The sequence below is a fragment of the Mesorhizobium sp. CNPSo 4661 genome (assembly GCF_057784215.1).
This window is the reverse complement of record NZ_JBWGIO010000011.1, coordinates 76,540-103,297: the sequence shown is the minus strand read 5'-3', so window position 1 is coordinate 103,297 and position 26,758 is coordinate 76,540. Positions and strand designations below refer to the sequence as shown.

22 protein-coding genes are annotated in these 26,758 nt (G+C 64.0%); 8 read left to right on the top strand and 14 right to left on the bottom strand.

Going from position 1 to position 26,758, the window contains the following annotated elements; genetic code table 11:
- Positions 1-24: 24 nt before the first annotated feature.
- Complete coding sequence (locus AC0YKC_RS17855) at positions 25-873, bottom strand: RNA methyltransferase (RefSeq protein WP_488511993.1); 849 nt, start codon at positions 871-873, stop codon at positions 25-27.
- A gap of 207 nt (positions 874-1,080) precedes the next feature.
- Between AC0YKC_RS17855 and AC0YKC_RS17850 the strand changes: the two genes are divergently transcribed.
- Complete coding sequence (locus AC0YKC_RS17850; RefSeq protein WP_040981283.1) at positions 1,081-2,292, top strand: NADP-dependent isocitrate dehydrogenase; 1,212 nt, start codon at positions 1,081-1,083, stop codon at positions 2,290-2,292.
- A gap of 31 nt (positions 2,293-2,323) precedes the next feature.
- On the top strand, positions 2,324-2,950 hold the full coding sequence (locus AC0YKC_RS17845; protein ID WP_488511992.1) for a glutathione S-transferase family protein: 627 nt from the start codon (positions 2,324-2,326) through the stop codon (positions 2,948-2,950).
- 295 nt (positions 2,951-3,245) lie between these two features.
- On the opposite strand, the gene alaS is transcribed toward AC0YKC_RS17845, so the two are convergent.
- Entirely contained in the window at positions 3,246-5,915 is a 2,670-nt protein-coding gene (gene alaS / locus AC0YKC_RS17840) for an alanine--tRNA ligase (protein ID WP_488511990.1), read from the bottom strand.
- Between the two features lie 365 nt (positions 5,916-6,280).
- Positions 6,281-7,378, bottom strand: coding sequence for a recombinase RecA (gene recA / locus AC0YKC_RS17835; RefSeq protein ID WP_320295873.1), 1,098 nt, complete (start codon positions 7,376-7,378; stop codon positions 6,281-6,283).
- 41 nt (positions 7,379-7,419) lie between these two features.
- Here recA and AC0YKC_RS17830 point away from each other — a divergent pair, with 41 nt between their 5' ends.
- The 3 genes from AC0YKC_RS17830 to AC0YKC_RS17820 are packed head-to-tail and all read left to right on the top strand — an operon-like array spanning position 7,420 to position 9,653.
- On the top strand, positions 7,420-7,707 hold the full coding sequence (locus tag AC0YKC_RS17830; RefSeq protein ID WP_488511989.1) for a hypothetical protein: 288 nt from the start codon (positions 7,420-7,422) through the stop codon (positions 7,705-7,707).
- Between the two features lie 50 nt (positions 7,708-7,757).
- A complete protein-coding gene (locus AC0YKC_RS17825) occupies positions 7,758-8,696 on the top strand; it encodes a carbohydrate kinase family protein (RefSeq protein WP_488511987.1) in 939 nt (312 codons plus the stop codon).
- Positions 8,697-8,735: 39 nt separating this feature from the next.
- On the top strand, positions 8,736-9,653 hold the full coding sequence (locus AC0YKC_RS17820; RefSeq protein WP_488511986.1) for a pseudouridine-5'-phosphate glycosidase: 918 nt from the start codon (positions 8,736-8,738) through the stop codon (positions 9,651-9,653).
- Between the two features lie 251 nt (positions 9,654-9,904).
- On the opposite strand, the gene AC0YKC_RS17815 is transcribed toward AC0YKC_RS17820, so the two are convergent.
- Complete coding sequence (locus tag AC0YKC_RS17815) at positions 9,905-10,228, bottom strand: TfoX/Sxy family protein (protein ID WP_488511985.1); 324 nt, start codon at positions 10,226-10,228, stop codon at positions 9,905-9,907.
- An 89-nt stretch (positions 10,229-10,317) separates the two neighbouring features.
- On the opposite strand from AC0YKC_RS17815, the gene AC0YKC_RS17810 reads away from it, so the two are divergent.
- Entirely contained in the window at positions 10,318-10,815 is a 498-nt protein-coding gene (locus tag AC0YKC_RS17810) for a GFA family protein (RefSeq protein WP_434722915.1), read from the top strand.
- Between the two features lie 134 nt (positions 10,816-10,949).
- Here AC0YKC_RS17810 and sufA read toward each other — a convergent pair whose 3' ends face one another.
- The 7 genes from sufA to AC0YKC_RS17775 all read right to left on the bottom strand — a co-directional run bounded on the left by sufA (position 10,950) and on the right by AC0YKC_RS17775 (position 18,163).
- On the bottom strand, positions 10,950-11,330 hold the full coding sequence (gene sufA / locus AC0YKC_RS17805) for a Fe-S cluster assembly scaffold SufA (RefSeq protein ID WP_488511984.1): 381 nt from the start codon (positions 11,328-11,330) through the stop codon (positions 10,950-10,952).
- Between the two features lie 88 nt (positions 11,331-11,418).
- Positions 11,419-11,811, bottom strand: a complete 393-nt coding sequence (locus AC0YKC_RS17800) for an SUF system Fe-S cluster assembly protein (protein ID WP_434722916.1) — start codon at positions 11,809-11,811, stop codon at positions 11,419-11,421.
- Positions 11,812-11,816: 5 nt separating this feature from the next.
- A complete protein-coding gene (locus AC0YKC_RS17795; protein WP_488511983.1) occupies positions 11,817-13,058 on the bottom strand; it encodes a cysteine desulfurase in 1,242 nt (413 codons plus the stop codon).
- Positions 13,059-13,161: 103 nt separating this feature from the next.
- Positions 13,162-14,436 (bottom strand): Fe-S cluster assembly protein SufD, encoded by a 1,275-nt coding sequence (gene sufD, locus AC0YKC_RS17790; RefSeq protein WP_488511982.1) that lies wholly within the window; start codon positions 14,434-14,436, stop codon positions 13,162-13,164.
- Positions 14,437-14,458: 22 nt separating this feature from the next.
- Positions 14,459-15,214, bottom strand: a complete 756-nt coding sequence (sufC, locus tag AC0YKC_RS17785; protein WP_042644485.1) for a Fe-S cluster assembly ATPase SufC — start codon at positions 15,212-15,214, stop codon at positions 14,459-14,461.
- A 27-nt stretch (positions 15,215-15,241) separates the two neighbouring features.
- Positions 15,242-16,765: a Fe-S cluster assembly protein SufB gene (gene sufB / locus AC0YKC_RS17780; RefSeq protein ID WP_488511981.1), complete on the bottom strand. Its 1,524-nt coding sequence runs from the start codon at positions 16,763-16,765 to the stop codon at positions 15,242-15,244.
- Positions 16,766-17,002: 237 nt separating this feature from the next.
- Complete coding sequence (locus AC0YKC_RS17775; protein ID WP_488511980.1) at positions 17,003-18,163, bottom strand: cysteine desulfurase family protein; 1,161 nt, start codon at positions 18,161-18,163, stop codon at positions 17,003-17,005.
- A 266-nt stretch (positions 18,164-18,429) separates the two neighbouring features.
- Here AC0YKC_RS17775 and AC0YKC_RS17770 point away from each other — a divergent pair, with 266 nt between their 5' ends.
- Positions 18,430-19,104: an alpha/beta hydrolase gene (locus AC0YKC_RS17770; RefSeq protein ID WP_140815574.1), complete on the top strand. Its 675-nt coding sequence runs from the start codon at positions 18,430-18,432 to the stop codon at positions 19,102-19,104.
- A gap of 35 nt (positions 19,105-19,139) precedes the next feature.
- Here AC0YKC_RS17770 and AC0YKC_RS17765 read toward each other — a convergent pair whose 3' ends face one another.
- A complete protein-coding gene (locus AC0YKC_RS17765) occupies positions 19,140-20,003 on the bottom strand; it encodes a phosphatase PAP2 family protein (protein WP_488511979.1) in 864 nt (287 codons plus the stop codon).
- A 47-nt stretch (positions 20,004-20,050) separates the two neighbouring features.
- Positions 20,051-21,694 (bottom strand): ArnT family glycosyltransferase, encoded by a 1,644-nt coding sequence (locus AC0YKC_RS17760; RefSeq protein ID WP_488511978.1) that lies wholly within the window; start codon positions 21,692-21,694, stop codon positions 20,051-20,053.
- A 331-nt stretch (positions 21,695-22,025) separates the two neighbouring features.
- On the opposite strand from AC0YKC_RS17760, the gene tyrS reads away from it, so the two are divergent.
- Positions 22,026-23,279: a tyrosine--tRNA ligase gene (gene tyrS / locus AC0YKC_RS17755; protein WP_434722923.1), complete on the top strand. Its 1,254-nt coding sequence runs from the start codon at positions 22,026-22,028 to the stop codon at positions 23,277-23,279.
- A gap of 11 nt (positions 23,280-23,290) precedes the next feature.
- On the opposite strand, the gene AC0YKC_RS17750 is transcribed toward tyrS, so the two are convergent.
- Positions 23,291-26,716, bottom strand: coding sequence for a hypothetical protein (locus AC0YKC_RS17750; RefSeq protein WP_488511976.1), 3,426 nt, complete (start codon positions 26,714-26,716; stop codon positions 23,291-23,293).
- Positions 26,717-26,758: the final 42 nt, after the last annotated feature.

The window sequence follows — 26,758 nt, the reverse complement described above, 5'->3', positions numbered from 1 at the left end:
TCAAATGTTCACAGCTTATCGATTTTAACTTTCTTCTTTTTTGGCGCGACTTCGCGCGGCTGACGGCAACCGTCTGGGATCGTCCCCGGGCGAGCCGTCGCCCCGCGGCATGGCCGGCGAGAACCGGTCGAGCGACGAGATGATGCCGCGCAGCACCTTCAGTTCCGGCTCGGCAAAGCCCGCGCGTGTCAGCACGGCGCGCAGATTGTCGACCATCTTCGGCTTCTTTTCTTCCGGGCGAAAATAGCCGCGCGCTTCCAGCGCGTTTTCCAGATAGGCGAACAGGCTGTGCAACTGCTCCTTGGTCGCCGGCACCAGCTCCGGCCCGGAGAAATTGGTCTGGGTCTCTTCGGCGAGGCCGGACTTCATCCACTCATAGGACATCAAAAGCACTGCCTGGGCGATGTTGAGCGAGGAAAAGCCGGGGTCGACCGGAAAGGTGACGATCTCGTCGGCGAGCCCGACCTCGTCATTATAGAGGCCGAAGCGCTCGCGGCCGAACAGGATGCCGGTGCGCTCGCCCGCCTCGACATGCGCTCTCAGCGCCCTGCCCGCTTCCACGGGACCGCGCACCGGCTTGAAGCCGTCGCGCTCGCGCGCCGTCGTGGCGAAGACGAAGTTGAGGTCGGCGACCGCCGATGCCAGGTCGTCGAAAACCCTGGTGGCGTCGATGACATGATCGGCCCGGCTGGCGGCCGCGCGCGCCTTCTCGCTCGGCCAGCCGTCGCGCGGATTGACCAGCCTGAGCTCGGACAAGCCGAAATTCGCCATGGCGCGGGCGACCATGCCGATATTCTCGCCGAGCTGCGGCTCGACCAGGATGATCGCTGGTCCGGCGGAAGCGGTCTTGGTTGTGTCTTCGATGGCTGGCATGGCTGTGGGTAACCGGGGTTTGCGGCGTTTCGGCGTCCCCTGCCACATCCGGACCGGAAAATGAAGCATTCACAACGGCGGCACCCGTCCGCCCGGCGCGGATCGCGGTTTGCGCGCTGAAAAAGCCTTTGATATACGCTCCGCATCCCCGGCCGAAACCATGCGGGCAAGGCCGTTCAGATCCCCCAGCAACGAGGCATTCTTTCCATGGCGAAGATCAAGGTGGCGAACCCGGTCGTCGAGCTCGACGGCGACGAGATGACCCGCATCATCTGGCAGTTCATCAAGGACAAGCTGATCCACCCCTATCTCGACCTGAAGCTCGAATATTACGACCTCGGCATCGAGCATCGCGACGCCACCAACGACCAGGTGACGATCGACTCGGCCAACGCCATCAAGAAATGGGGCGTCGGCGTGAAATGCGCGACGATCACCCCCGACGAGGCGCGCGTCGAGGAGTTCAAGCTGAAGAAGATGTGGAAGTCGCCCAACGGCACCATCCGCAACATCCTCGGCGGCACCATCTTCCGCGAGCCGATCATCATGAAGAATGTGCCGCGTCTGGTGCCGGGCTGGACCAAGCCGATCGTCGTCGGCCGTCATGCCTTCGGCGACCAGTACCGCGCCACCGACTTCCGTTTCCCCGGCAAGGGCAAGCTGACGATCAAGTTCGTCGGCGAGGACGGCCAGGTGATCGAGCACGACGTCTATGACGCGCCGGGCGCCGGCGTGGCCATGGCCATGTACAATCTCGACGAGTCGATCCGCGAGTTCGCCCGCGCCTCGCTGAACTACGGCCTGCTGCGCAATTTCCCGGTCTACCTGTCGACCAAGAACACTATCCTCAAGGCCTATGACGGCCGCTTCAAGGACATCTTCCAGGAAGTCTACGAGAAGGAGTTCGAGGCCGAGTTCAAGGCAAGGAAGCTCTGGTACGAGCACCGCCTGATCGACGACATGGTCGCCTCCAGCCTGAAATGGTCGGGCGGTTATGTCTGGGCCTGCAAGAACTATGATGGCGACGTGCAGTCCGACACGGTGGCGCAAGGTTTTGGCTCGCTCGGCCTGATGACCTCGGTGCTGATGACGCCGGACGGCAAGACGGTGGAGGCGGAAGCCGCGCACGGCACGGTGACGCGCCACTACCGCCAGCATCAGAAGGGCGAGGAAACCTCGACCAACTCGATCGCCTCGATCTTCGCCTGGACGCGCGGCCTCGCGCACCGCGCCAAGCTCGACGACAATGCCGAGTTGAAGCGCTTCGCCGAGACGCTGGAGAAGGTCTGCATCCAGACCGTCGAAAGCGGCTTCATGACCAAGGACCTGTCGCTGCTGATCGGCCCCGACCAGCCCTGGCTCTCGACCACCGGCTTCCTCGACAAGATCGACGAGAATTTGCAGAAGGCGATGGGGTAAAATCCAGATATCCGGCATAGCGAAGGCTCCGATGGCCAAGCCAACTCTCTACGGCGCCGACTACAGCGTCTATGTGCGCATCGCGCGCATGGCGTTGGAGGAAAAGGGCGTCGGCTACGAGCTCGTCCCGCTCGACATCTTCGCTACCGAGGGCGTTCCGGCCTGGTATCTGGAGCTGCACCCGTTCGGCCGCATCCCGGCCTTCGAGCATGACGGCTTTCGGCTGTTCGAGACCGGCGCAATCGCGCGCTATGTCGACGAAGCCTTCGATGGTCCCGCCCTGCAGCCGGCCGACGCCCGCGGTCGCGCCAGGATGGGCCAGATCATCGGCATGCTCGACGCCTATGGCTATCGTGCGATGGTCTGGGACGTCGCCGTCGAGCGGCTGGAAAAGGCGCCGCCGGACGAGGCGCTGATCGCCAATGGGCTCCGCCAGGCCGAGACGGTGCTCAAGGTTTTGACATCTCTTAAGGCCAAGGGGCCATGGCTGCTCGGCGACCAGCTGACGCTGGCCGACCTGCATGCGGCGCCGATCATCGCTTACTTCGTCAAGGTCGCCGAAGGGCGCGATCTGCTGGCGCGGTTTGCGGAAATGCGGGATTGGTTTGCGCGGATGTCCGGACGGCCGAGCTTTGTGCGCACGGAAAAGGTCGCATAACGCGCTCAGCGTCGACGCCGCCCCTTATTGCCCTGCCGGGCATTTCTCCCCGTAAACGGGTAGAAAGAGGCTGCCGCAACGCCGGCGATTAGCCCCTTCTCCCCGTTCAACGGGGAGAAGATGCCGGCAGGCAGATGAGGGGCAGCGGTACCCTCGAAGAATGTGAAGCCAGCTCAACTAAAGCATGTCTCCCGAAAGTGGGCCCGGTTTCGGGACAAGACATGGTTAAAATCAAAAACTTAAAGCAGGTCGCGTGAATCCTTTTTCACGCGACATGCTTTAAGCCCACCCCAGCCTACGCCGCTTCCAGCGCCGCCTTCACCGCCGCGATGGCATCATTGGCCTTGGAGGCGTCGGGGCCGCCGGCCTGCGCCATGTCGGGCCGGCCGCCGCCGCCCTGCCCGCCAAGCGCGGCGGACGCGACGCGCACGAGGTCGACGGCGCTGAAGCGTCCAGTCAGGTCGTCGGTGACGCCGACGACCACGCTTGCCTTGTTGTCCTCGCCGGCGCCGACGAACACGACCACACCGGAGCCGAGCGTTTTCTTGCCGGCATCGGCCAGTGGCTTCAGGTCCTTCGGCGCGACACCGCTGACTGCCTTGCCGAGGAAGCCGACGCCGGCGATGGTCTCGTTGGCGGCCGGGGCATCGGCAGCGGCCGAGCCGCCACCCAGCGCCAGCTTCTTGCGCGCTTCGCTCAATTCCTTCTCAAGTTTCTTGCGTTCCTCAAGCAATGTTTCGACGCGAGCCGGCACATCAGCCGGCGCAATTTTCAGGGTCGCCGCCGCGGCTTTCAGCCGCCTGTCCTGCTCGTCGAGATGCTTGCGCGCCGCCTCGCCGGTCAGCGCCTCGATGCGACGCACGCCGGCCGCCACCGCGCCGTCCGACAGGATGCGCACCAGGCCGATATCGCCGGTCGACTTCACATGCGTGCCGCCGCAAAGCTCGACGGAATAAGGACGATTGGCCTTGGCGCCATGCAGGCCGGTGCCCATCGACACGACGCGCACCTCATCGCCGTATTTCTCGCCGAACAGCGCCATGGCGCCCTCGGCGATCGCGTCGTCGACCGACATCAGCCGCGTCGTGACCGGGCTATTCTGCACGACGATCTCGTTGGCCATGCGCTCGACCTCCTCGAGCTCATCGGCCGAGATCGGCTTGTTGTGCGAGATGTCGAAGCGTAGCCGCTCCGGCGCGACCAGCGAGCCTTTCTGCGCCACATGGGTGCCCAGCACCTCGCGCAGCGCCTCGTGGATGAGATGCGTCGCGGAATGGTTGGCGCGCAGCCTCGAGCGGCGGGCATGATCGACCTTGAGCTCGACGGCAGCACCCGTCTTGACCGTGCCTTTAGCCACCTTGCCGAGATGCACGAACAGACCGTCGGCCTTCTTCTGCGTATCCGAGACCTCAATCGAAAAACCCTCGCCGGAGATCACCCCGGTGTCGCCCATCTGGCCGCCGGATTCGCCATAGAACGGCGTCTGGTTGACGACCACGGCGACCGCATCGCCCTGGGTGGCGCTGTCGATGGTCTTGCCGTCCTTGACCAGGGCCTGGACGATGCCTTCCGCCTGCTCCGTCTCATAGCCGAGGAATTCGGTGGCACCGGTCTTCTCGCGCACCGAGAACCACACCGTCTCGGTCGCGGCCTCGCCCGAGCCCGCCCAATGCGCGCGCGCCTCGGCCTTCTGCCGCTCCATCGCGTCGGTGAAGCCGGCGAGATCGACCGAGATGCTACGCTGGCGCAGCGCATCCTGCGTCAGGTCGAGCGGGAAGCCATAGGTGTCGTAGAGCTTGAAGGCCGTCTCGCCATCGAGCATGTCGCCGGCATGCAGCGTTTCCGTCGCGTCCGAAAGCAAGCCGAGGCCACGCACCAGCGTCTTGCGGAAGCGCGTTTCCTCGAGCTTCAGCGTCTCGGTGATCAGCGCCTCGCCGCGCACCAGCTCGGGATAGGCCTGGCCCATCTCGCGCACCAGCGCCGGCACCAGCTGCCACATCAGCGGCTCCCTCGCGCCAAGCAGCTGCGCATGGCGCATGGCGCGGCGCATGATGCGGCGCAGCACATAGCCGCGGCCTTCGTTGGACGGCAGCACGCCGTCGGCCACCAGGAAGGAGGACGAGCGCAGGTGATCCGCCATGACGCGATAAGACGCGACGTTCTCCTGGTTCGGACCCTGGCCGAGCGCCGAGGACGCCGCGTCGATCAGATGCCTGAACAGGTCGGTCTCGAAGACGCTTTCGACGCCCTGCAGGATGGAGGCCATTCGCTCCAGGCCCATGCCGGTGTCGATCGAAGGACGCGGCAGGTCGATGCGTTCTTCCTTGGTAACCTGCTCATACTGCATGAACACCAGGTTCCAGAATTCCAGGAACCGGTCGCCATCTTCTTCCGGGCTGCCGGGCGGTCCGCCCCAGATATGCTCGCCGCGGTCGATGAAGATTTCAGAGCACGGGCCGCATGGGCCGGTGTCGCCCATCGCCCAGAAATTGTCCGAGGTCGGGATCCGGATGATGCGGTCGTCGGAAAAGCCGGCGATCTTCTTCCAAAAGCCCGCCGCTTCGTCGTCGGTGTGATAGACGGTGACGAGCAGCTTGTCCTTCTTGAGGCCGAAACCCTTGGTGATCAGGTTCCAGGCAAGCTCGATCGCGCGCTCCTTGAAATAGTCGCCGAACGAGAAATTGCCGAGCATCTCGAAGAAGGTGAGATGGCGCGCGGTATAGCCGACATTGTCGAGGTCGTTGTGCTTGCCGCCGGCGCGCACGCTCTTTTGGGCGGTGGACGCCCGCGAATAGGGACGCTTCTCCAGGCCGGTGAAGACGTTCTTGAACTGCACCATGCCGGCGTTGGTGAACATCAACGTCGGATCGTTGCGCGGCACCAGCGGGCTGGAGGCGACGATCTCATGGCCCTCCTTGCGGAAGTAGTCGAGGAATGTCGACCGGATGTCGTTCACGCCACTCATTGCATACTGCCTTTTTCGCAAGAACCGCCGGCGCTGCCGGCGGCTGATGGGCTTTCATGTTTCAGAAGATAGATTGGCCTTTTAGCGATAGCTCCGCACCCTGTCCAGAAACACGGACACAGGCACGTCGCCCAAAAGTGCGCAGCAGCTTTGGGAAAACGACATGCATAAACAAAGACCAAAGCGCATCGCCTGAATTCATTGCAGCGCGAGGCGCTTTGGGCCAATAAACCGGCGAGCGGCAGCACCGCCCGCAAACGCAAACCGCCGGCGCGAGGGCCGGCGGTTCGGGACGCAATACCAGAACTCAATTACATAAGCATATACGAATATAACAGGATTATGGCCAAACTCCGACCGTCGCGTTACATGGCGCCGGCTTCGTCCTCGAAACCGTCGTCCCCGCCTTCGGAGCCACCATTTTCGAGGAATTTCTCAGCGATCAGCCCGGCATTCTGCCTGAGCGCCATCTCGATCTCGCGCGCCGTGTCGGGATTGTCGCGCAGGAACAGCTTGGCGTTCTCGCGCCCCTGGCCGAGACGCTGCGAATTGTAGGAGAACCAGGCGCCCGACTTCTCGACCACGCCGGCCTTGACGCCGAGATCGACGAGCTCGCCGGTCTTGGACACGCCCTCGCCATACATGATGTCGAACTCGACCACCTTGAAGGGCGGGGCCAGCTTATTCTTGACCACCTTGACGCGGGTCTGGTTGCCGACGACCTCGTCGCGGTCCTTGACCGAGCCGATGCGGCGGATGTCGAGGCGCACCGAAGCGTAGAATTTCAGCGCGTTGCCGCCCGTGGTCGTCTCGGGCGAGCCGAACATGACGCCGATCTTCATGCGGATCTGGTTGATGAAGATGACCATGGTGTTGGAGCGCGAGATCGAGGCGGTCAGCTTGCGCAGCGCCTGGCTCATCAGGCGGGCCTGCAGGCCAGGTAGCGCATCGCCCATCTCGCCTTCGATTTCGGCGCGCGGCGTCAGTGCCGCGACCGAGTCGATGACCAGAACGTCGATGGCGCCCGAACGCACCAGCGTGTCGCAGATCTCCAGCGCCTGTTCGCCGGTATCGGGCTGCGAGATCAGGAGGTTCTCCAGGTCGACGCCGAGCTTGCGGGCATAGACCGGATCGAGCGCATGCTCGGCATCGACGAAGGCGCAGATGCCGCCCTTCTTCTGCGCTTCGGCGACCGTGTGCAGCGCCAGCGTGGTCTTGCCCGAGCTTTCCGGCCCGTAGATTTCGACGATGCGGCCGCGCGGCAGGCCGCCGACGCCGAGCGCGATATCGAGGCCGAGCGAGCCGGTCGGCACGGTTTCGATCTCGACCGCCTGCTCGTTGGCGCCGAGCCGCATGATCGAGCCCTTGCCGAAAGCGCGCTCGATCTGCGACAGCGCCGCGTCCAGAGCTTTTGATTTGTCCACTGCCTTATCCTCTACAAGCCGCAAAGTATTCTGAGCCATGATACATCACCCCTTGGTCGTCAATGAAGGCCGGACAATCCGTGATCCTTGTCGATTTGTACCTTTTTTGTTCTCATTTGGCAAGGGGATACAACCAACTGAAAAACAATCAATATCTGGATTTGTTCTATTTTTGTCTCACCAAGGCTGGTACAAACCGGAACCGCTGGTCCAGAAGAGATATCGTCTCCGGCCGTCCGAATCGCGAACGATTGCAGGGCGATCCAGGGAAACTTAGAGCAATTCCGGGAAAAGTGCGTAGCGGTTTTCCGTCCGGAATTGCGCAAAAACAAGATTTAGAGCGGTTCGGCGATTCCGTGAAACGCTGAACCGCTCTAGTGTGCGCAGCCGCACGATCAACGGAAGTCACCGATCCAATATGCCGACATCCCCAAATATCCTGGCGCTGGGCGGCGCCCATATCGACCGGCGCGGCCAGGTCTCGGGCACTTATGTGCCGGCCGCCTCCAACCCCGGCATGATGCGCGAGGACGTCGGCGGCGTGGTTTTCAACGCGTTGCGCAGCGTGGTGAAGCGCGGCGTGTCGGCCTCCCTGATTTCGGTGCGCGGCGGCGACGCGGCGGCGGACACTGTCGCCTCGGCGATCGACAACGCCGGAATAACGGACCTCTCGGTGGTGTTCCTCGACCGCACGACGCCGAGCTACACGGCGCTGATCGACGCCGAGGGCGAATTGATCGTCGGGCTGGCCGACATGGCGCTCTACGACCTCGCCTTCCCCAAGCAGATAAGGCGCTCCAAGGTCCGCGAGGCGATCGCCGCGGCAGACGCCATCCTGTGCGACGCCAACCTGCCGACGGCCGCTCTCGAACGCCTGATGGCACTGGCCGACGGCCGGCCGGTCTTCGCCATCGCCGTCTCGCCGGCCAAGGTCGTGCGCCTGACGCCGCTGCTCGACCAGCTGTCGCTGCTTTTCATGAACAGCCGAGAAGCCGCCGCGCTTGTCGATGCCGAGCCATCCGGCGAACTCCTTGTCCGCCGGCTCAGGCAGGCCGGACTGAACGCCGGCGTTGTGACCTCCGGCAGCGCTCCGGTGCTGGGCTTCGACGACAGCGGCATCTTTGAGATCGATCCGCCCGCGCCACGCAAGGTTGCCGACGTGACCGGCGCCGGCGATGCCCTGACCGGCGCGACGGTCGCCGCCCTGTTGCGCGGCCTGCCGCTGCGCGCGGCACTGCGTGAAGGCCTTGCGGCGGCGATGCTGGCCATCGAGAGCCCTCAGGCCGTGCCGTCCTTCACGAACGCCAACTTCGGCCAAGCGCTTGCCCTTGTGCCGGAGGCGCGGGAGGTGGCATAGGGCCACCAGACATCCACTTCCTCCTGACCGGAGACAGCCGTGACGCCCGAAACCGCCCGCCCCTTCGTCGACATCCACCCGCCCGTGGCCGAGGCGCTTGCCGCCGGCCGGCCCGTGGTGGCGCTGGAAAGCACCATCATCACCCACGGCATGCCCTACCCCGATAATGGTGCGATGGCTGCCAGGGTCGAGCAGATCATCATCGACGGCGGCGCGGTGCCGGCGACGATCGCCGTGGTCGATGGCCGCATCAAGATCGGCCTGTCCGACGGCGAGCGCGAATCGCTCGCCATGACCGGCGACGCCATGAAGCTGTCGCGCGCCGATATCGGCTTCGCCGTCGCTCAAAAGCGCACCGGCGGCACCACGGTTGCCGCCACCATGATCGCCGCGCACATGGCTGGCATAAAAGTCTTCGCCACCGGCGGTATCGGCGGCGTCCACAAGGGCGCGGAAAAAAGCTTCGACATCTCGGCCGATCTCGACGAGCTGGCGCGCACGCCGATCATCGTCGTCTCGGCCGGCGCCAAGGCGATCCTGGACATCGAAAAGACGCTGGAAGTGCTGGAGACGCGCGGCGTGCCGGTGATCGGCCATGGCTGCGAGACCATGCCCGCCTTCTGGTCGCGCCAGTCGCCCTTCCGCGCGCCGCTGACGCTCAATGCGCCTGAGGACATCGCGCATTTCTACCGCACGCGTCAGGCGCTCGGCCTAAGCGGCGGCATCCTGGTCGCCAATCCGGTGCCGCAAAATGACGAGATCCCGGCCGCCGAGATGGATGGCTACATCCAGGCCGCGCAACAGGCCGCCGAGGCGCTCAACGTCACCGGCAAGGCGGTGACGCCCTTCCTCTTGTCGAAGATCCTGGAACTCTCCGGCGGCCGCAGCCTGAAGACCAACATCGCCCTGGTCGAGAACAACGCGCGGCTGGCGGCGGAGATCGCGGAGGCGCTGTAGGGCCTTCAGGCCACGGTACTCCGGCCAACCACAATGGCCGAGTTCCTTCGCACCCCCCTCTGGCCTGCCGGCCATCTCCCCCGCAAGGGGGGAGATCAGCAGCTCAGTCGCTGCCTTCTTCTTTTCAACGTGGGCGATTAGCGAAAGCGGGGCGACATCCAATCTCCCCCCTTGCGGGGGAGATGTCCGGCAGGACAGAGGGGGTGCTGTCCCTCGGCGTTTCCAACAATCAAGCACGCTACGCTCGAAAGTTACTTCCCCGCCCTTCGCCCCGCTTCATAAGCGCGCCGCGCCCACAACGTCATCTCGTCGGGATCGTCGAAAGCCTCGTCGGGAATGCTCCAATAGGGCATTGCGATCAGCTTGCCGTGCCGCGAGCTTGTATAAGTCCATTGCTTGCACCCGGCGGCCTCGAAATCAGGCGCGCTCTCCTCGTCCGCCTTGAGCAGCAATTCGCCGCGCACGACGACCGCGACGATGACGCCGTCGCAATAGATGCCCTTGCCGCCGAACAGCTTGCGGATGCTGATCGGCCCCAGGCTTTCGAACAGTTCTTCAAGGCGCGCGTTGTCCATGCAGCAATCATCTCATCCGGCATGGGCCTTGTCATCGCCGCAACCAAGAGCATGCTGACAGGTTGAGATCAAAAAAACGGAGATCCGCCATGCCCGTCCTGCTCAAAGGCTCCTGCCGCTGCGGCGCCGTCCGCTTCGAGGTGGAAAGCCACACGCCGGTGCCGTTCATGCTCTGCTACTGCTCGATCTGCCGCAAGCAGCAGGGCGGCGGCGGCTTCGCCATCAATCTCGGCGCCGACTACGAGACGATGAACGTCCGGGGCAAACGCAGCCTCGGTGTCTACCGAGCCGAGATCGAGGACGACGAGCATCCGCATTGCGATGTCTCGACCGGTGAGCGCAATTTCTGCAAGAAATGCGGGGCAGCGCTCTGGCTCTACGATCCGACCTGGCCTGACCTCGTCCATCCTTTCGCGTCAGCCATCGACAGCGACCTGCCGAAACCGACGGAAAAGGTGCATCTGATGCTGAAATACAAGGCGAACTGGGTCGAGCCGGTGATCGGCAGACAAGACAAGGTGTTCGACGTCTACCCGGAAGAGTCGATCGCCGACTGGCACAAGCGCACAGGGATGTGGGTGGAATAGCGTTCTTCGCCCCGTTCACGGGGAGAAGATGCCGGCAGGCAGATGAGGGGCGGCGCGAACTTCGGATAGAGCAGCTCTGCCCCTCATTCGGCCCTTCGGGCCACCTTCTCCCCGTAAACGGGGCGAAGGAAGGGTCAGGCGGAAGCGCGCGCCTCCGCAAGCGCCTTTAGGTCCGCAGGCTTCAGCTCGACGGATTCGCCGCAGCCGCAGGCCGAGCTCTGGTTCGGGTTCTTGAAGGTGAAGCCGGTGCGCAGCGTGGTCTGCTCGAAATCCATCTCGGTGCCGAACAGGAACAACGCCGCCTCCGGCGCGACATAGACATGCGCGCCGTCTCGCTCGATATGGTCGTCCTTGGAATTGGGCTCGGTCACGAGGTCGACCGTATATTCCATGCCGGCGCAGCCACCCTTCTTGATGCCGAGACGGATGCCATGCGCGTTATCGCGTGTGGCGACGATCTCGCGCACCCGATCGGCGGCCTTGTCGGTCATCGTGATGACGGCGAAGCGTCCCATGTCATTCTCCACGTTCGCGCGGGTTCAAGGCCCACGGAATGAGTCTGCCCTTAAGATGGTGAAGTTTCACCTAGCGTGCAAGTCAAGCTCAATACCACCCGACCGCCACCTGCGCCTCTTCCGACATGCGGTCGGGCGTCCAGGGCGGATCGAAGGTCATCTTGACCTCGACGCCGGAAACGCCTTCGACGGCGCCGACGGCGTTCTCGACCCAGCCCGGCATTTCACCAGCCACCGGACAGCCCGGCGCGGTCAAGGTCATGTCGATCTTGACCGACCGGTCGTCCTCGATGTCGATCCTGTAGACGAGGCCGAGCTCATAAATGTCGGCCGGGATTTCCGGGTCGTAGACGGTCTTCAGCGCCGAAACGATATCGTCGGTCAGCCGCGCCAGCTCGTCGGCGGGGATCGCCGAGGCCGAAACGATGCCGTTGCCGGCCGTTTCCGGAACAGTCTCTGCGGTCGCCCTCACATCGTCCATCATCATCACCCGAAGAACTTTCGCGCCTTTTCCAGCGCCTCGGCCAAAGCGTCGACTTCGGCCCTCGTATTATACATGCCGAACGATGCCCTGCATGTGGAGGTGACGCCGAAGCGTTTCAACAGCGGCTGGGCGCAATGCGTGCCCGCCCGCACCGCAACACCTTGCCGGTCGATCACCATCGACACGTCATGCGCATGGATACCTTGCAATTCGAACGAGATGATGGCGCCCTTGCCCGGCGCGTCGCCGAAGATGCGCAGCGAATTGATCGCCCGCAGCCGCTCATGCGCATAGGCCTTGAGGTCCGCCTCGTGTGCTGCGATCCGCTCGCGACCGACCTTCTCCATGTAGTCGAGCGCAGCGCCCAGGCCGATCGCCTGCACGATCGGCGGCGTGCCTGCCTCGAAACGGTGCGGCGGTTCGTTGTAGGTGACGATGTCTTCCGTCACCTCCTCGATCATCTCGCCGCCGCCCATGAAGGGCCGCATCTCTTCCAGCCTGTCCTTCTTGCCGTAGAGCACGCCGATGCCGGACGGGCCGTAGACCTTGTGTCCGGTGAAGACGAAGAAATCGCAGTCGAGGTCCTGCACTTCGATCGGCATGTGCACGGCGCTCTGGCTGCCGTCGACCAAGACAGGAATTCCGCGCGCATGCGCGATGCGCACGATCTCCTTGATCGGCGTCACCGTGCCCAAGGCATTGGACATCTGCGTGATGGCAACCAGTTTCGTGCGCGAGGTCAATCGCTTTTCGAATTCCTCGATGTGGAACGCGCCGAGATCATCGACCGGCACCCAGACAAGCTTGGCGCCCTGCCGCTCGCGGATGAAATGCCACGGCACGATGTTGGAATGGTGCTCCATGATCGAGAGCACGATCTCGTCGCCTTCGCCGATCCGCGGCATGCCGTAACCGTAAGCAACTGTATTGATCGCCGAGGTGGTGTTGGAGGTGAAGACGATGTTGTCGGTGCTCGGCGCATTGAGGAACCGCTGCACGGATTTGCGCGCATTCTCATAGGCGTCGGTCGCGGCGTTGGACAGGAAATGCAGCCCGCGATGGACGTTGGCGTATTCCTGGGAATAGGCATGCTGGATCGTGTCGAGCACCACCTGCGGCTTCTGCGCCGAGGCGCCATTGTCGAGATAGACCAGCGGCTTGCCGTAGACCTGGCGCGACAGGATCGGGAAGTCGCGGCGGATCGCCTCGACGTCATAGGGGGTGGTTTCGATCTTTTGGTCCATCACAAGCTCTCTTGAGGCACCGCCTCACTCCGTCCAGCACCCCTCATCCGTCTCGGCGCTGCGCGCCGATCCACCTTCTCCCACAAGGGGAGAAGGTTGGGCGCTACCCGTGCGTCGAAAACCAGCCGTCGAGCCGCTCTTCCAGCGCCTCGACCAGCGCCTCGTCGTCCAGTTCCTCGATCACTTCGGCCACGAACGCCTTCACCAGAAGGCCCCGCGCCGATTTCTCGTCGATGCCGCGCGCCATCAGGTAGAACAGATGGTTGTGGTCGATCTCGGTCACCGTGGCGCCATGGCCGCAGACGACGTCGTCGGCGAAGATCTCCAGCTCCGGCTTGGTCGAGAACTCGCCGTCATCCGACAGAAGCAGCGTGTTGCAGGCCATCTTGGCGTTGGTCTTCTGCGCATATTGATGCACGTTGATGCGGCCCTGAAAGACGCCGCGCGCCTTGCCGGTCACGACATTGCGCATCACCTCGGTCGAGGTCGTGTGCGGCACCGCGTGGTCGAGCACCATGGTGGTGTCGGTATGCGTGTCGCCGGCCAGAAGATTGATGCCGCGCAATTTGAAATCGGCGCCTTCGCCGGTCGTCCTGACGACGACCTCCTGGCGCACGAGCTTGCCGCCGGCATTCATCACGAACAGCGTCAGCCTGGCATCCTTGCCGATATGCGCCTTGAACTGCGCGAGATGCGTGGCCGTGTCCGGCTGCTCCTGCACGATCAGCCAGGTCACTTCCGCGCCGTCGCCAACCACGAGCTGGCTGACCGAAGAGACGAGCGCATCGTCGCCCTCGCCAGCCTGGCGCTCGACGACAATCGCCTTTGCGCCGGCGCCGATGCGCGCCAAGAGCCGCACATGCGACTGGCCGCCGGACTGAAGGTTCTGCAATTCGACCGGCTTTTCCAGCGCCACGCCGTCGGCGATATCGACAAAATAGCCGTCGGCGACGAAGGCGGTGTTGAGCGCGCCGATCGCGTCGTCGCTGCCGTAGGGATCGAGCCCGGGCGCGACGCTGCCGTCAGTGAGCTTCTCCGACAGGCGCTGCATGGTGACGCCTTCGATCTCCGGCAGCTTGGCGTTGGAGACGCCGTTGAGCACCGGAAGCACCGCCGAGCCTTCAAGGATAGGCGCAAGCGCCTTGACGACGGCGCTAGCAGCCTCGAAAGCCGGCACCGAAGTCAGCAGCCGGCGCAGGTCCGTATAATGCCAGGATTCTACGCGTCGCGTCGGCAGGCCGTGCTTGATCGCCTCGATCGCGTCGTCGCGCTTGACCATCACCGCGCCGTCGCCGGGCAGCAGCGACAACCGCTCGCCGAAGGCGTCGATCAGCGCCGTCTCGGCCAATGTCCGCTGGGGCTGTGCGTGCATGTTCATGGCTCTTGCCTCGACCGCCATCTCACGCGGCTTCGCCGATCACGCCGGCATAGCCGTTGGCCTCGAGATCGAGCGCCAGCGACTTGTCGCCCGACTTGATGACCTGGCCCTTGTAGAGCACGTGCACCGAGTCCGGCACGATGTGCTCGAGCAGACGCTGGTAGTGGGTGATGACGACGATGGCGCGTTCCGGCGAACGCAACGCGTTGACGCCGTCCGAGACGATCTTCAGCGCGTCGATGTCGAGGCCGGAATCGGTCTCGTCGAGCACGCAGAGTTTTGGCTCGAGCAGCTTCATCTGCAGGATCTCGGCGCGCTTCTTCTCGCCGCCGGAAAAGCCGACATTGAGCGGCCGCTTCAGCATGTTCATGTCCATGCTGAGCGAGGCCGCAGCTTCCTTCACGCGCTTCAGGAACTCCGGCACCTTCAGCGGTTCCTCGCCGCGCGCCTTGCGCTGCTCGTTCATCGCCACTTTCAGGAATTCCATGGTCGCCACGCCGGGTATCTCCATCGGATACTGGAAAGCGAGGAAGATGCCCGCCGTGGCGCGCTCGGCCGGATCCATCTCGAGGATCGACTGGCCGTTGTAGAGGATGTCGCCCTCGGTTACCTCATAGTCCTCGCGGCCGGCGAGGATATAGGACAGCGTCGACTTGCCCGAACCGTTCGGGCCCATGATGGCGGCAACCTCGCCGGCTTTCACCGTCAGGTTCAGGCCACGGATGATCTCGGTGCCGTCATCGACGATGCGGGCATGCAAATTCTTGATCTCAAGCATAATCTCTTCCTGAATATCGTATTGCGGTCAGCCGACCGAACCCTCGAGGCTGATGCCGATCAGCTTCTGCGCTTCGACCGCGAACTCCATCGGCAACTGCTGGATGACGTCCTTGACGAAGCCGTTGACGATCAGCGCGATCGCCTCCTCTTCCGGAATGCCGCGCTGCATGACGTAGAATTTCTGGTCCTCGGAGATCTTCGACGTCGTCGCTTCGTGCTCGAACTGCGCCGTTGAATTCTTGGCCTCCATGTAAGGCACGGTGTGCGCGCCGCACTGGTCGCCGATCAAAAGCGAGTCGCAATTGGTGAAGTTGCGCGCGTTGGCCGCTTTGCGATGCGCCGAGACCTGGCCGCGATAGGTGTTCTGCGAGAAGCCGGCGGCGATGCCCTTGGAGATGATGCGGCTCGACGTGTTCTTGCCGAGATGGATCATCTTGGTGCCGCTATCGACCTGCTGGTAGCCGTTCGAGACCGCGATCGAATAGAACTCGCCCGACGAATCGTCGCCGCGCAGGATGCAGCTCGGATATTTCCAGGTGATGGCCGAACCGGTCTCGACCTGCGTCCACGAAATCTTCGAGCGGTCGCCGCGGCAGTCGCCGCGCTTGGTGACGAAATTGTAGATACCGCCCTTGCCCTCGGCGTCGCCCGGATACCAGTTCTGCACCGTCGAGTATTTGATCTCGGCGTCGTCGAGCGCGACCAGCTCGACCACCGCGGCGTGCAGCTGGTTCTCGTCGCGCTGCGGCGCCGTGCAGCCTTCGAGATAGGAGACATAGGCCCCCTCCTCGGCGATGATCAGCGTGCGCTCGAACTGGCCGGTGTTCTTCTCGTTGATGCGGAAATAGGTCGACAATTCCATCGGGCAGCGAACGCCCTTCGGCACGAAGACGAACGAACCGTCGGTGAACACGGCTGAGTTCAGCGTGGCGTAGAAATTGTCCGTAGTCGGCACGACCGAGCCGAGATATTTCTTCACCAGATCGGGATGCTCGCGAATGGCTTCCGAGATCGAGCAGAAGATGACGCCCGCCTTGGCGAGCTCTTCCTTGAAGGTGGTGACCACCGAAACGGAATCGAACACGGCGTCGACCGCGACGCGGCCCGACTTGTAGACGTTGTCGCCAACCTCTTCTTCTTCCGCGCCGACCGCCCCGGTCTTCTGGACGCCGGCCAGGATTTCCTGCTCCTTGAGCGGGATGCCGAGCTTCTCATAGACCTTGAGCAGTTCAGGGTCGACTTCGCTCAGCGACTTCGGGCCTGGCGTGCTCTTCGGCGCGGCGTAGTAGTAAATGTCCTGGAAGTCGATCTTCGGATAGTGGACGCGCGCCCAGGTCGGCTCTTCCAAGGTCAGCCAGCGGCGATAGGCGCCCAGACGCCATTCCAGCATCCAGTCCGGCTCATCCTTCTTGGCTGAGATGAAGCGAATGATGTCTTCGCTCAGGCCCTTGGGGGCCTTGTCCATCTCGATCTCTGTCTGGAATCCATATTTATACTGGTCGACGTCGATCTTTCGGACTCGATCGATCGTCTCCTGCACAGCAGGCATAAGCGTTCTCCATCCACGCCGGGGTCAAGGCCCGACAGTTTTCAAACTATGGCACCGCCGAAATCGCGCCCCAGGGGGCTCGCGGCGGAGTAAGTTCCATATAGTGCGTGTCCGCCGGAAATTCACCCGGCCAGGACAAAACGCACGGCTCTACCAGGCCATAAGGCCTGAATTCGTTTCCGAGCAGCGGAAATCCGAGAGCCGTACGGCGTCTCTCGCTCCGATGCTCCGCCGCCGTCAGGCGGCTTCTTCCTTGCCCGCGCGGCGGGCGACGATGCCGGCCAGCGCGGCCCGGAAGGCCTCGATATCCGCGGCGCCGGTCGCGCGGCCGATCGAGACCCGCAAGGCGCCCAGGCTGTCGCCATGGCCCATCGCCTTCAGCACATGGCTTGGCCCGACTTTTCCCGACGAGCAGGCCGATCCCGCCGACAGCGCGACGCCGGCAAGATCGAAGGCGATCTGCGCCGTCTCGGCCTTGACGCCGGGAATAGCGAAGAATGTCGTGTTGGCAAGCCTTTCAGCGCCATTTCCGAAGATTTCCGCGTCCGGCGCCAGTTCGGTCACGATGGCTTCGATCCCGTCGCGGCGCCGCGAAACGGCATCGACATCGTCCAGGCCTGCCAGGGCAGCCCGCGCGGCGGCGCCGAAACCGGCGATCCCGGCGACGTTTTCCGTGCCGGCGCGATGGCCTTTCTCTTGGCCGCCGCCATTGACCAAAGGCCGCGGCATCATCAGGTCGGATGCGGCGACGATCGCGCCGACGCCCTTCGGGCCACCGATCTTGTGCGAGGACAGGATCAGATAATCGGCATAAGGAACTGACATATCGAGCGGAATCCGACCGGCGGCCTGAACGGCGTCGACCACCAGCACCCCGCCGGCGGCCTTGACGATTTCGCCGATGCGTCCGACCGGCTGGACGACGCCCGTCTCGTTGTTGGCGGCGTGGATCGCCACCAGCGGCAGGCCGGCGGTCTTGTCATGCGCGGCAAGCGCGGCAGAAAGCGCGTCGAGATCGGCAATGCCGTTCCGGTCGACGCCGATCTTCGTCACCTGCGCCGGCGTAAACCGCCCGCCATTCAGGATGCAGGGATGATCCGCCGCCGAGACATAAAGATGGCTCATGCGGATCGAGCCGCGCCCCATCTGCCAGTCCGGCCCAAGCAGCGTCGAGGCGGCCTCGGTGGCGCCGGAGGTGAAGACGACATGCTCTGCCCTGGCGTTGACCAGCCGAGCCACGTCGCGGCGCGCGTCCTCGACCAGCCGGCGCGAGGCGCGCCCTTCCGTATGGACCGATGACGGGTTGGCGGCATCAAGCGCGGCGACCATCGCCGCCCGCGCTTCCGCAATGAGCGGCGCGCTGGCGTTGTAGTCGAGATAGGCGCGGGTTGCGGCCATTTTCGCTCAGTTCGTCCTTCCGCCAACTATCCCGCGAGGATAGCGCGTTATTTCCTTGAAATTGCAAGGCAAGCCGTCCTATTTACCCGGCTTGCGGCGCGGGCGGCCGGACCATCGGGTTTCGGCCTCCCAGTTTTGAACAATTCTAAACTAGCTTCTAGGAAGACGCTCGCCCGGCGTCAAGGCCACAGAAGGTGTGGGGCCTCATGAGAGTGGGGCCAGAAGAGTTCCGGGCTAGCGCATTCATATGCCACGTGGAGTATTTTATGCCTGAGGTCATTTTCGCCGGTCCGGCTGGTCGCCTGGAGGGACGCTATCAGCCCTCGAAGGAAAAGAGCGCGCCGATCGCCATCGTGCTTCACCCGCACCCGCAATTCGGCGGCACGATGAACAACAAGATCGTCTACGACCTCTTCTACATGTTCCAGAAGCGCGATTTCACCACGCTGCGCTTCAATTTCCGCGGCATCGGCCGCAGCCAGGGCGAATTCGACCACGGCACCGGCGAATTGTCGGATGCGGCCGCGGCGCTCGACTGGGTGCAGTCGCTGCATCCGGATTCCAAGAGCTGCTGGGTGGCCGGCTATTCCTTCGGCTCGTGGATCGGCATGCAGCTTTTGATGCGCCGGCCGGAGATCGAAGGCTTCATCTCGGTCGCGCCGCAGCCCAACACCTATGATTTCTCGTTCCTGGCGCCCTGCCCGTCGTCCGGCCTGATCATCCATGGCGATGCCGACAAGGTGGCGCCGCCGAAGGACGTGCAGGGGCTGGTCGACAAGCTGCATACGCAGAAGGGCATCACCATTACGCAGAAGACGATTCCCGGCGCCAACCACTTCTTCGCCAACGATTCCGAACTGCTTATCCAGGAATGTGCCGACTATCTCGACCGGCGCCTCGCCGGCGAGCTCGCCGATCCGAGGCCGAAGCGGCTGCGCTGACCTGCGAAAGGGTCCGCAGACCCTTCGAAAGAGACCTACTGTCTGTCCTCTGTCTTCTCTTCGGCGGCGCGGGACTGCCCGGCCATCGATATCCTGACATTGGGCGGATCGGACCACCACAGCCGAAATGTCCGCTTGGGCATCGGCAATTTCGACCCCGAGCGGCCGAAGATGAAACCGAGCCGGGCGAAGACCAACCCCGAGACCACCGCAAACGCCAGCCCGAGGCCGAAGCCCGCAACCGTGTCGCTTGGATAATGCGCCCCGACGAAGACGCGCGTCGAGGCGATACAGGCCGTGACCGCCAGCGCAAGGTACCAGCGCCGCGGGAACAGCAGCAGCAGGATGCCGAACACCGCGCCCATCGTCGTGGCATGGCCGGACGGAAAGCCGGCAAAACGCGCGTCCATGGCGAAGGGATGCAGCGACAGCACGCCGAAACTGTCGAAATAGAGCGGCCGGGCCCGGCCGATACCGTATTTCAGGACGTTGACCGCGAGACCGGACAGGCCGACGGCGCAAAGCACCAGGAAGGCGAAACACGTCCAGTTGTAGACAAGCATCCGCCCATCCCTGGACAGGCCACGCCAGTCCGTCAGATTGGCGGCGACGAGGCAGAGCGCTGCCGGAATGAGATACCAGCCACCCAAGCCGAATTGCGTGAAGAAATCGGTGAAGCGCACGAAGCCGGGGGACCATTCGCCGCGCATCTCGCCGGCGCCGGCATCGAGGCGAAGGAAAACCGCCACGATGAGCAGCGCCCAGGCCAGCAGCCAGACACCCCACAAAATTCGCGGATAGCGCGCCGGGCGTACGGCAACGCGCCGCTGCACGATCGACATCGTGTCGCCGAAATTGCCGAGCGAGCGGCGGTAAAGGGCAAGGGGCGCGACGGACATGGCTTTGGCGCGTGCTTATAGGGACATTCGACGCCCGACGCTATTCATCACGGCGCCACCCGGTAAAGCCCGAGCGACAGCTTGTCTCCTGACGAATAGTTGATCCCGTCGATCTCGGTCAGGCGCTTCGCCGACTTGCCCTGGGCGGTCAGCACGTCTGTAAGCTTCTGCTCGTCCTTGATCGGCGCCAGCCCGAGCGCGCAGGAGGGATCGGCCAGCAGATGCTTCCCCACGCCCTCGACGTCCGTGAGCACGGTCTTGGTGCCGACCAGGAAGACCAGGCTCGGCTCCTGGAACTTCGCCGAGGCTAGCACGGTTGTGTCGCAAAGCCGGTTGGCGTCGACGGCGGCCCTGACGGCGGGGCTGAGCCAGATCGGTTTCAGCGACGGCGCGATAACGCCGAACAGCAGGCTGAAGGTGATGCCCGCGCCGACGGCGATCGCGGCGATGCGTGGAAGCGGCACCTGCAATTGCCGCGGGAAGGCAAGATAGCCGGTGACCAGGGCGGCGATCGCCGCCGGTACGCTCGACCAGGAAAAGGCCTTGGTGAGATAAAGCGGCGCGCCGACGCAGACCACGGCGAGGCCGATCGCCACCACGGCAAGGCCGAAAGCCGTCGCCCACCAAAGCCATGTCTGCCAGCGCTTCAGCGGCGCGTTGGCCTGGTCCGCCGGCAAGGTCAGCAGCCAGCCAATCAGAAGCGCCATGCCCGGATAGGCCGGCATGACATAATGCGGCAGCTTGGTCGGGATCGCCTCGAACACCAGCCAGAACGGGATGTACCAGGCGAGACAGAAGCGCAGGCGCGGATCGTCCCAAAACCGGTTGATCGCCTGCAGCCCGGCGCCGACCGCGATCAACCCGAAGGGCCACATGAACAGCGAATAGGTCAGCATGTAGAAGCCTGGCGGCAGACCGTGCGATTCCTCGCCCTGCGCCACCTTGTTCAGCATGTCCTTGCCGACCGCCTCCTGGAAGAAGGCGCCGCCGCTCTTCCAGGTGATGAGAATAAGCCACGGCAGCACGATCGCGAGCACGATCAGGACGCCGCGCACCAGCTTCATCTTGGCGAGCCAACGCCAGTCGCGGTCGAAGGCAAAGAGCGCCGCGGCCGTCAGCAGCGACAAGAGCGGCGAAACCGGTCCCTTGATGAGGATGCCCAGCCCCTGCGCGATCCAGAAGATCCAGGGCAGATGCCCGGGAACAGGTTCGTTGCGCTTCGAAGCCCAGTAGACCTGCGCCAGCGCGCCTTGCGCTATCACGCAGCAGGCCAGCAGCATGGCGTCGGTCTTGGCGTTGCGCCCCTCGAAGGCGGTGGCGAAGATCGCCGCCATCATCAGGCCGGCGGCCAGCCCGGCGTTGGCGCCGAAAAGTTTTGTGCCTGTCCAGCCGATGCCGACGACGGCCAGCGCGATGCCCAGCATCGAGACCAGGCGATAGACCCAGATCGGCGCCGCGGCCCCCTCGCCGCTGAGCGCAACGGCCGCCGACTGCAGCCAGTAGATGCCGATCGGCTTCTTGTAGCGCGTGACGTCCTGCAGGCGGATGTCGACATAATCGCCTGTTTCGACCATCTGCTTGGTCGCCTGGACGAAACGGGATTCATCGCGGTCCACCGGCGGCAGGCTGGCCAGCCCGCTGAGGGTCATGACGATGCTGAACAGAAAGAGGAAGAGGTAGTTCCTGTTCATCGCGGGAGCTTTTCCGATCTAAAATTGCGGGATGGCCCCGGCGGCGCGTTGCGCGGCGCCTCATTACGCCAGCAAAAAGGGCGAAGCAAGGACACGTGGGCGCCTCCCGATCGGACGCAAAACCGGAAACCACTTTTGCTGATCGCCGGTCTTTTGTTTGGCGGGCGATCGGACGCAAAACCGGAAACCACTTTTGCTGATCGCCGGTCTTTTGTTTGGCGGGCGATCGGACGCAAAACCGGAAACCACTTTTGCTGATCGCCCGCGGATGCTAAACGCGCGCCTTCATATCAAGCACGGCCAAGTGCCCGGCGACCTCCAGGAAGAAAAAATGTCCGCCTTCAAATCCGATTTCCTGCGCATCATGAGCGAGCGTGGCTTCATCCACCAGATTTCGGATGAATCCGGTCTCGACCAGCTTTTCGCCAAGGAAACGGTAAGCGCCTATATCGGCTTCGACGCCACGGCCAAGAGCCTGCATGCCGGATCGCTGATCCAGATCATGATGCTGCACTGGCTGCAGCAGACCGGCCACCGGCCGATCGCGCTGATGGGCGGCGGCACCTCGATGATCGGCGACCCGTCCTTCAAGGACGAGGCGCGCAAGCTGCTCACCCCGCAGGACATCGACGACAATCTCGTCGGCATCCGCCGTAATTTCGCGCCCTACCTGAAATTCGGCAGCGGCCCGGGCGATGCGGTCATGGTCAACAACGCCGACTGGCTGATGCAGATCAACTACGTCAACTTCCTGCGCGATGTCGGCCGGCATTTCTCGGTCAACCGCATGCTGGCCTTCGATTCCGTGAAGCTCAGGCTCGACCGCGAGCAGTCGCTGTCCTTCCTCGAATTCAACTACATGATCCTGCAGGCCTACGACTTCGTCGAGCTCTACAAGCGTGTCGGCTGCCGGCTGCAGATGGGCGGCTCGGACCAGTGGGGCAACATCGTCAACGGCATCGACCTCGGCCACCGCATGGAAGGCGTGCAGCTCTTCGCCATGACCACGCCGCTGCTCACCACCTCGTCCGGCGCCAAGATGGGTAAGTCGGCCTCGGGCGCGGTCTGGCTCGACGGTGACATGCTGTCGCCTTACGAGTTCTGGCAGTACTGGCGCAACACCGAGGACGCCGATGTCGGGCGCTTCCTGAAGCTTTACACGACGCTGCCGCTCGACGAGGTGGCGCGGCTGGCGAAGCTCGGCGGCTCGGAGATCAACGAGGCGAAGAAGATCCTCGCCACCGAGATCACCGCCATGCTGCACGGCCGCGACGCGGCCGAGACCGCCAGCGAGACAGCGCGCAAGACCTTCGAGGAAGGCGCGCTCGCCGACACGCTGCCCAGCGTCGAGGTGGCCAGATCGGACCTCGAGGCCGGCCTCGGCATCCTGGCACTGTTCGTCACCGCCGGGCTCGCCGGCTCGAACGGCGAGGCGCGCCGGCACATCCAGGGTGGCGCCGTGCGCATCAACGACCAGCCGCTGACCGACGACCGGCGCGTCGTCACGCTTCAGGATCTCGGTCCGGAAGGCGTCGTGAAGCTTTCGCTCGGCAAGAAGAAGCACGTCCTGGTGCGGCCGAGCTGATCGGCCGCGGCTTACTGCGCATTTTGGGATGGTTGCTGCCTGTACTCGAAGATCGAGCGGAATATCCCGGGCGCCACGACCGATAGCGGGTTGATGTTGAGCGTCGGCTTGTTGGCGTTGCCGCGCAGCCGGTAGGTGACCCCGATCAGGCCGCGGTCGCGTCCGTTGCCGAGCAGCGGTCCGAACAGCGGCAATTCGCCGAAGATGCGGTTGAGACCATAGACCGGCATGAAGGTGCCGGTCATGTCCATGTTGTTGTTCGGATCGTAGAGCGTTCCCTGGAAGGTCGTGCCGATGCGCGGACCGCGCAGCAGGCCGTTCGCCAGTTTCAGATAGCCGGAACCCTTGTCGATCTCGGCGAAGCCGCGCTCGAACTGCACCCTGGACGTGTCGATATTGCCTTTGACGGCCTCGTTCAGGCTGCGCGTGTCGCCGGCCGGCGTCGTCGACACGATCGAGGCGAGCTTTGGCTCGTTGACGACATAGAAATTGCGGGCATCCACCTGTCCCTTCATCGGTCCGTCGGCGGCGCCCGAGAGCGACAGCGTGATCGCACCGCCTTCCATATGCTCGTAGACGTTGAGGAAACGCAGGATCGCGCCGGCATCGGCCGACTTGACGCTGAGCGAGCGACCGCCTTCACCGGTGGTGTTGTTGATGGTGATTGCGGCGCCGGAGCTTGCCGCGGCGGTGACGTTTAGCCCATTCACCCGCGATCCGGCGGCGCTGTATTCGAGCTTGAGGTTGGAGAGCACCTCGTCATGGAAACCGGTCAGCGATGCCACATCGGCACTGACCGAGATCGCGCCATTGCCGGCGCCCTTGGTGGCGGTGTCGACATCCGAGGTGAACTGCTTGATCAGCGAGCGTGCGTCGAGCGAGGCGCCGCTGACATCGACGGCATAGCTCTTGCCGGACCGCTTGACCGAGACCGCGACGTCGTCGCCGCGGTTGAGCGCCACCTTGGTGAAGCGTGCCGACGATAGCGAGCCGTTGACCAATGTCACATCGCCGTCGATTGAAAAGCTCTTTCCGCCGAGGTCGAAGTCCGAAAGCGTGGTGGTGCTGCCGGACTTCGCCATGTTGAAAGCGACCTTGGCGGGAATGCCGACGCCCTTGCTCCAGCCGGCCCAGGGAATATCGAGCCTGGCATTGGTCAGGTCCGCCGAGACTTGCTGGGCACCCTCGCCGCTCTTGTCGATCGCCACCTTGATGGTTCCCGAAAGCAGGTCCGACAGGCCCGGCATGCTGGCGTTGCGCGTCTTGTCGTCGAGAACCAGCGCGATCTTGCGGCTGCGCGCCGGCCCATCATCCTCGAGCGGTTCGACCAGGTCGAGCTCGGCCGGAATGCCGTTGAGCTTGGCCTCGGCCGAAATCACCGCCTGCTTCGGCCCTACGGTTATCGAGCCACCGGCGCCAGTCACCGTCTGGTCTTCGAACGGCTTGGCTAAAGACAGGTTCTGATAGTCGAGCGAGACCAGCCAATCGAGCGTCGAGGTGTCCATGCCCTTTGTCAGTGGAATGTCCGCCTTGACGTGGCCGGTAACGGTCCCCGAAAGGTCTTCCGGCGCCAGTCCGACATGGCGCATGGCATTGATCGGCTCGTAGGACGCAAGCTCGGCGATCGCCGGCGCCTCACCCGCGACGTCGATGTCGAGCCCGCCGACGACAATCGGTCGGTTCGCGTTCTTGATCGTCAACGTGCCGCCGCTTGCCGCCACGGTGCGGCCGCTCGGCATATAGACGCTGCCCGAGGAGAGCGCGATGTCGACATCGTTGCCGTGGAACGCAACCACGCCGACGGCGTCGCGGACCGGCGGGATGCGCCCGGCGGTATCGAAGCGCGACCCCTCGATCTGGAAACGGCCGAACACTTCGTCGCCGGTGAGCGGCACGCCGTTGCCCAGGCGCCCCGGCGCCACCTGGAACTGCAGATTGGCGTCGGTCACTGTGCCCCCGAACAGATTCCCCAGCACCCAGAGCCGCGCATTGCGGGCCGAGAACCATGGCCACAATTGCTTGACATGCGAAACCGGCATGTCGTGCACGTTGAGCGACAGCGATACCCCTGGCGGGCCGTTGTCGATGAAGGCGACCGTGGCGGCGCCCAGCACCTCGCCCGGCCCGCCGGAGCGCACGCCGATCTGCTCGGCGACGAGCTTGCGGCTGTTCGGCTGGTAGACGCCGGCGATGCGGGCCACGAATTGAAGCGCCGGTTCTGGCGATTCCGAAGGCGCCAGCGTCGAGCCGTCGCTGGTGAGGTCATAGCGGTAGGCTGGCTCCTCCCCCGCCACCGCCGGCTTCGGCCCGATCGATCCGGCAAGGTCGAAGCTGGAGCGGCCGCTCCTGATCCGCAGCCGGTCGACAGAGATCTTGTTCGAGCCGGCCACCAGCGTGGCATCGGCATCGACATCGGTCGGCAGCAACCCGCGTTCGTCCAGGTCGAGCACCGAACCCTTGAGCGAGAGCGAAGCCGCCAGGCGCGACGGGCTGTCGCCTGACGCTTCCGAGCCGGAAAGCTTCAACGCGATCGAACCCAGCTTGGCGCCGTCGGCCGTCGGGGCGGTTCCGGTCGAACTGTCTTCGCCGGGGGCGCCTTCTATCTCGAGGTTGGCGTCCAGCGACGAAATGCGCCTAGCCGTCGCATCGCGCGTCGCCGAGGCGATCAAAGTCGCATGTCGGCCATCGACATCGGCATCGTAGGAGGCCTGCATGCTTCCCGTGCCGGTCTGCGCGACGGTTGCCGAGGCGACGGTCACGCGCTTGACCAGCCCGGTGTCCGGCAGCTCGAACTCGACATTGCGCAGATCGATCTGGCGCATCGAGTCCTCGCGCACGGCATCCAGCGCGTCGTTGACGCTTGAAAACACCGCCGCCGACACTTTCTCCGGGTCGACAAGCCCTTCCTCGTTGCGCAGCGCTGCCGTCCAGTCGCCGCCGCCGGAGGGCATGGCGGCCACTACGATATGAGCATCGGAAAATCTGGCGCTGGTTAGCCGGACGTCGCCGGAAAGCAGCGGCAGCAAGCGCATGCCGAAACGCACGCGCCCGATATCGGCCATCGGTTTGCCGTCGGCCGTCTTCAGGCTGACATCGTTCACCTGCAGGGCGATAAAGCTCGACCCGTCGAGCGTCAGTCGCGCCGCGCCGACGGTGACGTTGACATCGACGCCGGCGAGCTTTTCGATGGCCGTCTCCGCCTCCGCCCGGAGGCGCTCCGTGCCTATACCGGAAGCGCCGAGGACATAGACGCCCGCCGCCGCCAAAAGCAGGAGCGCGCAAAACCCGGCAAACACGCGGCCGAGAATGCGGAAGCGCCGCCGCACTGCCGCCCGGCCGAGCGGCGGCACGCTGCACGCGGACGGGAGCATCGCCAGGTCGGTGATCTCGTCACGCCTGAACCTGATCTTCTCGTGCTGCGGTTCTTCCTGATCCAAGCAATATTCCGTTGTGACGAACTCGTCGTGGACGAATCCCCG

Bases quoted from the DNA above. Each gene is read 5' to 3' on its own strand.
- recA (WP_320295873.1), bottom strand. From the start codon at position 7,378: ATGGCTCAGAATACTTTGCGGCTTGTAGAGGATAAGGCAGTGGACAAA.
- AC0YKC_RS17800 (WP_434722916.1), bottom strand. From the start codon at position 11,811: ATGGACGATGTGAGGGCGACCGCAGAGACTGTTCCGGAAACGGCCGGC.
- AC0YKC_RS17795 (WP_488511983.1), bottom strand. From the start codon at position 13,058: ATGGACCAAAAGATCGAAACCACCCCCTATGACGTCGAGGCGATCCGC.
- sufA (WP_488511984.1), bottom strand. From the start codon at position 11,330: ATGGGACGCTTCGCCGTCATCACGATGACCGACAAGGCCGCCGATCGG.
- AC0YKC_RS17775 (WP_488511980.1), bottom strand. From the start codon at position 18,163: ATGGCCGCAACCCGCGCCTATCTCGACTACAACGCCAGCGCGCCGCTC.
- sufD (WP_488511982.1), bottom strand. From the start codon at position 14,436: ATGAACATGCACGCACAGCCCCAGCGGACATTGGCCGAGACGGCGCTG.
- AC0YKC_RS17770 (WP_140815574.1), top strand. From the start codon at position 18,430: ATGCCTGAGGTCATTTTCGCCGGTCCGGCTGGTCGCCTGGAGGGACGC.
- alaS (WP_488511990.1), bottom strand. From the start codon at position 5,915: ATGAGTGGCGTGAACGACATCCGGTCGACATTCCTCGACTACTTCCGC.
- AC0YKC_RS17825 (WP_488511987.1), top strand. From the start codon at position 7,758: ATGCCGACATCCCCAAATATCCTGGCGCTGGGCGGCGCCCATATCGAC.
- AC0YKC_RS17850 (WP_040981283.1), top strand. From the start codon at position 1,081: ATGGCGAAGATCAAGGTGGCGAACCCGGTCGTCGAGCTCGACGGCGAC.
- AC0YKC_RS17845 (WP_488511992.1), top strand. From the start codon at position 2,324: ATGGCCAAGCCAACTCTCTACGGCGCCGACTACAGCGTCTATGTGCGC.
- sufC (WP_042644485.1), bottom strand. From the start codon at position 15,214: ATGCTTGAGATCAAGAATTTGCATGCCCGCATCGTCGATGACGGCACC.
- sufB (WP_488511981.1), bottom strand. From the start codon at position 16,765: ATGCCTGCTGTGCAGGAGACGATCGATCGAGTCCGAAAGATCGACGTC.
- AC0YKC_RS17760 (WP_488511978.1), bottom strand. From the start codon at position 21,694: ATGAACAGGAACTACCTCTTCCTCTTTCTGTTCAGCATCGTCATGACC.
- tyrS (WP_434722923.1), top strand. From the start codon at position 22,026: ATGTCCGCCTTCAAATCCGATTTCCTGCGCATCATGAGCGAGCGTGGC.
- AC0YKC_RS17815 (WP_488511985.1), bottom strand. From the start codon at position 10,228: ATGGACAACGCGCGCCTTGAAGAACTGTTCGAAAGCCTGGGGCCGATC.
- AC0YKC_RS17765 (WP_488511979.1), bottom strand. From the start codon at position 20,003: ATGTCCGTCGCGCCCCTTGCCCTTTACCGCCGCTCGCTCGGCAATTTC.
- AC0YKC_RS17855 (WP_488511993.1), bottom strand. From the start codon at position 873: ATGCCAGCCATCGAAGACACAACCAAGACCGCTTCCGCCGGACCAGCG.
- AC0YKC_RS17810 (WP_434722915.1), top strand. From the start codon at position 10,318: ATGCCCGTCCTGCTCAAAGGCTCCTGCCGCTGCGGCGCCGTCCGCTTC.